This window comes from uncultured Phascolarctobacterium sp. (assembly GCF_958349595.1).
GTDB lineage: Bacteria > Bacillota > Negativicutes > Acidaminococcales > Acidaminococcaceae > Phascolarctobacterium.
On the sequence record NZ_CATWDQ010000009.1, the window covers coordinates 81,291 to 87,335 of the forward strand.

Consider the following 6,045-nt stretch of genomic DNA (forward strand, 5'->3'; position numbering starts at 1 on the left):
AGTTGAAAATAAAGGAGAGCGAAATCATGGGGAAATATCAAAGCAGAAAGAAAAAATTGATCGCCTGCGCTGTAATTATGTCGGTGCAGATGCAGGCAGTTTTGCCCTGTTATATAGCGGCAGCGGCTCCTCAGGCTGCACCGCCGGTAGTGAATATTGCCAAACCAAACGAGAGCGGCTTATCGCATAATAAAACCGATGCCTTTAACGTAGGGCCGGAAGGACTTGTCTTCAACAATAATGCCAGCGGCGGTAACGTCAATACAGCGCTGGCAGGCCAGGTAGGCGCCAATGCCAATCTGGGCGGCAATGCTGCCAAAGTGATCCTGCAGGAAGTAACAGGCACAGGCAGATCGAACCTGAACGGTATGATGGAGATCGCCGGCAGTAAAGCCGACCTGATCATCGCCAACCCTAACGGCATCACTGGCAGCGGTTTTGGCTTTATCAACGTAGGCCGTGCCACCTTGACAACAGGTACGCCCCGTATCACAGCCGACGGCCGGGTGGAAGGCTTTGACGTGAACGGCGGCAAAATAGCAATAAACGGCGCTGGCAATATGCCGATATTTGATGAAACGACCGGTACCTATAAATATGTACCAGTCAGTAAACTGGATATCTATGCCAACGCGGCAGAAATCAATGCGCAGTTGTGGGCCCAGGACGAAATCAACGTAGTGACCGGTAAGGACAAGATCGATTATGCCGCAGGAACGGCGACAGCACAGCCGGGCAGTGTCGGCAGCGGCGTAAGCCTTGATGTCGGAGCTTTGGGCGGCATGTATGCCGGCAAGATCACTTTAGTTGGTACCAATAAAGGCCTGGGCATGAATATCGGCGGCAACCTTAACGCCCAGAAAAACCTCAATATTACCAACGATGGCCAAATAGTTTTTACCGAAAACAAATATCAGGAGATAGACGAGGACGGCAATCAATATGAAGCCGCAACCATGATTCACTCTGATGGCGATATGCGTATCGACGCGAGTAATGCAGACATTGAAAACGGCGCGATGCTGACAGCCAGAGAAAACATAAATATAGAACTGGGCGGAACGCTTACCAACACCGGTAAAATCATTGCCGGTGAAGAATACGAGCAGACAGAAGAATCGGATATCTTCCAGCGCGATAGTGCTGATCTTTCGGTCAAGGCAGCGCAGGGCATCACCAATACCGGCCTTTTGGACGCATCCAATAATCTGTCAGTCACTGCCGCTGCCGGCGGCGCCGCACTTGGCGGCACTATCAGCGCCTTAAATAACATCGATCTTGCGGCAGCAAAGGCAGTCGATATCAAAGGCAGTGTTTTTTCTGCAAACGGCACGATCGCCGTTACCGGCGCCCAAGTAAAATATAGTAAAGAAAACCTGCAGACCCAGAATCCTGAGCAGGTAACGATCTTAGAAACCGACCCGGAAAAACCAGCAGAACTGCCGCCGCCGGAACCGCCGCGTGAAGCGGAAGACCTTACCAATCCGGAACTGGCTGACACTGCCGGCGTAGCAGGCACAGTTCAGCAGGATAAAATAAGCGACAGCGAACTGGCCCTGGTGGCCGACAGCACTGCTGACGGCAAATATAAACCCATTATCGACAAAGCCGCCAACGGCGTAGATCTGGTACAGATCGCCGAAGTCAACAGCAACGGCGTATCACGCAACCTGTACAGCGACTTTAACATCAAATCCAGCGGCCTGATCCTGAACAACGCTACCAAATACACCCAAACAGAACTGGGTGGCTACATCGACCGCAATATGTTTCTGGCCGGCAAAGGTGCCCGCGTTATCCTTAACGAAGTCACCAGCTCCAAAGCCAGCGTACTCAACGGTTATCTGGAAGTTGCCGGCAACAGCGCCAGCGTCGTTATCGCCAACGCCAACGGGATCAGCGTCAACGGTCTGGACTTCATCAACACCGACAACGTCGTGCTGGCTACCGGCAAAGTAACAAACTGGGCCGACGGCAACATGAAATTCAGCGCGGCCAAAGGCGACCTGCTCATCAACGGCGACGGACTGAACGGACGCGATCCAGGACGGTTAGACCTTATTGCCGATAATATCACTATCGACCGCAGTGAACTGTGGGGCAATGAACTGCATATTTCAGCTGACGGACTGCTGGCTAATACCAGTAAGATCGGCGGCAGCGGGAATGTGGACATAACTGCCGGCAGCATCGAAAATACAGCTAACGGCTACATCGAAGCCGGCAAAGACCTGACCCTGGCAGCGGCCGGACTGCTGCACCAGAACCAGGCCACCAGCAAAGCCGGAGGTGATCTGAACGTCTCCGCCGGTTCGATCAATAACGAAGCGGCTTCCCTGCTGGGAGCAGGCGGCAACCTTACTGCCAGTGCGGCTGCAAACTTTGACAACACCGGTGCGACCATCATGGCCGGTGCCAAAGTCACTATCAGCGCCGACAGCTTTGCCAACAGCAGCTCGGCACTGGTCAACGGTACTGACCTGCAGCTGCAGGCAGAGCGTCTGACTAACGACAATGCCAATATCTATCTTACCGGCAGCGGCAATATTACCGCTGGCCGGCTGACTAATCAAAATATGGGCACTATCCATATCGGGAAAGACGCTGTGATTACCGCAGACACCATGCTGAACACCAAAGCCGCTGTTGACGTGCTGGGCAACCTGTCAGTGCAGGCCGGCAGCTTCACCAATACCGACAGTGCCTATTTTGGTGCAGGCCAAAAGGCCGTCTTTACTACCGGCAGCTTTACCAACAGCGCCTTGGGCAGCATCTTTGTCAGCGGCGGCTTCACTGCAGACAGCACAGGCGATTTCACCAACGACGACGGCTTGCTGGCGTTGGGCAGTACCGGCAGCATCACGGCCCAGAACATTTATAACCAAAACGGCAGCAGCTACTATAATGGCTCTGTCATCAGCGCCGCCGGCGACCTGACGCTTACAGCCAGAGAGACATTGCTCAACCGTTCCTCGGATATCGAAAGCAAGAGCAATATTACCATAAACGCTGCTGACCTGATCAATAAAAAAGAAAACTTCGTCACCGACTGGGACGTGACCTATGAATATATCTCCTATAAGATCCCGCATCTGCAGGGCGGCGATTATTACGACGCCATGCGCGAATTTACCCGTACCATCCACACCGGCGTTATCAAAGAAGAGACCGCCGACGCCAACATCATTGCCAGCGGCAATATAACCATCAATGCCGACAACGATGTAACCAACCACTACAGCAAGATCATGGCCGGTAACGATTTGACCATTGACGCCGGCGGCACTGTCGAAAACGTGGGCTACCAGGGCACGATCCACCACGACGACCTGGGGCAGGATAACCACTACTGGAAATACAAAAAACACAGAAGAATGCATATCGGCTGCCATATGGTCTATGGCACTACAGTCATTCCCTATGAAGACCACAACGTCTACGATCAGGACGCAGCCCCCGGCAGCGAAAGACTGGCAGTGCTGGGCGCAACCGGTACCGTAAAGATCAATGCCGGCAACGTCGTCAACAAAACCTTAGAGGCTGACGGCAGCCAATATGCTGACCGCGACAAAACCGTAAGCACCGACGTAGATGACAAGCTGGCCGGCAACAGCGCGGCTGAAAGAAAGCCGCTGGACGACAACAAGCTGCTGGCGATCGACCAGCTGCAATACAACAACAAAATCTATCAGCTTAACGACGATCCCAGCGCCAGGTACCTGATCGAAACCAACCCCAAATTTGCCGACTACCACCAATTCCTCTCCAGCGACTATCTGCTGGAACGGGTAAAAGCCGACCCGGAAAAAGTAGCCAAACGATTGGGCGACGGCTACTTTGAACAGCAATTTGTTATCGAACAGATCGGACAGCTCACCGGCAGGCCTTACCTGGGCAGCTACGGCAGCGACATGGAACAATTCCAGGCCCTGATGAACGCCGGTGCCGTAGCAGCGGAAGCCCTGAACCTGGAGATCGGGGTCAGCCTGACGGCGCAGCAGGTCGCCAGCCTGACCAGCGACATCGTCTGGCTGGTCGAAACAACCGTCAACGGCCAGAAAGTTTTGGTGCCGCAGGTCTATCTGGCAGCAGTACGCAGCGAAGACCTGCAGCCGGGCGGCGCTTTGATCGTCGGCGGCGACGTAGAAATATATTCCAAACAGGATATCCAAAATGTAGGTACCATCAAAGCCGACGGTACTTTAGATCTGCACGGCCAAAATGTCAGCAACCTGGGCGGCAGTCTGGCCGGCAACGATATCGCGATCACGGCGGCCGACAAGATCACCAATCAGGGCGGCAGCATCACTGCGCAGCACGACGCCGCTTTGCAGGCCCACGATATTATCAATGAGACCACAACCCAAAATACCACCTATAAAGAACTGCAGCAAACGACCGCAGGTAAAACTGCCGGCATCACTGCGGGCAATGACCTGCGTCTGGAAGCGGCAGGCGACATCACTAACAAAGGCGGCGTTCTGGCGGCAGATAACGACCTGACACTCAGTGCGGGACAGAACATCAATATCACCACAGTCGCCAACGAAAAACACGTAGCAGTGACCTACGGCAGTTCGGCAGCCGAGATCCACAGCGTCGAAAACCAGCAAAGCGCCCTGACAGGTAAAAATGTCAGCCTTACGGCCGGCAGCGACGTCAACATCAAAGGCGGCATTATCGCAGCAGCTGAAGATACAGCTATCAAAGCCGACGGCGACGTCAATATCGCAGCCGTTAAAGACCTGCACAGCGAAGAAAGCAGCGTGGGCAGCCGCGGCAGCAACTATTATAACCACTCCCGCCAGGTCGATGAAACCGTAAAAGGCAGCCTCGTCGCCGGCACGGAAAATATCACCGTCAGCAGCGGCAGCGACATCAACCTGCAGGGCAGCAGCCTTGCCAGCGAAAAAGGCAAGATCGAGCTTGACGCCGGCAGCAATGTCAATATCACCAATGCGACAGAATACCACGAACGCCTGCAGGAATCGCATACCAAGGTCAGCGGCGTTCTCAGCAGCAAAACCACCGACATCTACGACTACAGCAATCTGGACGCTGTCGTCGGCAGCACCGTCAGCGGCAGCAGTGTTGTCATCAACAGCGGCGCCGATACCAACGTCAAAGGCAGCAGCGTAGTTGCCGATAACGACGTCAACATCACAGCCGGCGGCGACCTGAACGTGACCAGCGCCGAACAGACCAGTACCAGCGAATATATAAAACAGGTCAAAAAATCCGGCCTGCTCAGCGGCGGCGGTTTGGGCTTCACCATCGGCAAAGAACAGCAAAAAGACCAGTATGCCAACCAGAACACCGAGCAGGTAGGCAGTACTATCGGCAGCATCAACGGCAACGTCAATATCGAAGCCGGCAAAGATGTCAGCATCAGCGCTAGCGACGTGATCGCCGGGCAGGACATCAATGTAACCGGCCAAAACGTCACCATCGAAAGTGCCGATAATACCTATAACGCCCAGGAAAAACACGAATATAAAAAGAGCGGGATAACTGTATCTTTGGGCACGCCAGCCTTATCAGTGGCTCAAAGTGTGCATGATACTATCAAAAAGGCCGACAGCGTTAAAGATGATCGTCTGAAAGCACTGATCGTTGGCAAAGAAGTCAGCGACCTGACCAAAAACGGCAAAGACAGCGTCCTGAATCAGACAAACAATGGCCTGCAGGACGGCTTTAATGCGGATGACTTTACCCTGACTGTCAGCATCGGCAGCCAGAAATATAAAAATGAGTCCAACAGCACTACCACTATTGCCCAGGGCAGCAGTGTGCAGGCTGGCGGCAATGTTAAGATCACTGCAACTGAAAAAGATATCAATATCAAAGGCAGCAGTGTCAGCGGCGAAAATGTCAATCTTGCAGCCAAAGGTGACGTCAACATCACCTCCAGCGATAATACCAATACGGCCAATTCAGAATCCAAAGGCAGCAGCTCCAGTCTGGGACTGGGCTTTAACACTTCTGGACTCAGCGATATCAGTGCCGGCTACTCCAAATACAATGGCAAAGTCAAAGAAAACGGCA

1 protein-coding gene is annotated in these 6,045 nt (G+C 53.5%); it reads left to right on the plus strand.

Going from position 1 to position 6,045, the window contains the following annotated elements; translation table 11 throughout:
* Nucleotides 1-26: 26 nt before the first annotated feature.
* Nucleotides 27-6,045, plus strand: a 6,019-nt coding sequence (locus Q4G98_RS08200) for a hemagglutinin repeat-containing protein (RefSeq protein ID WP_301961921.1), incomplete at its 3' end; no start/stop codon positions are given.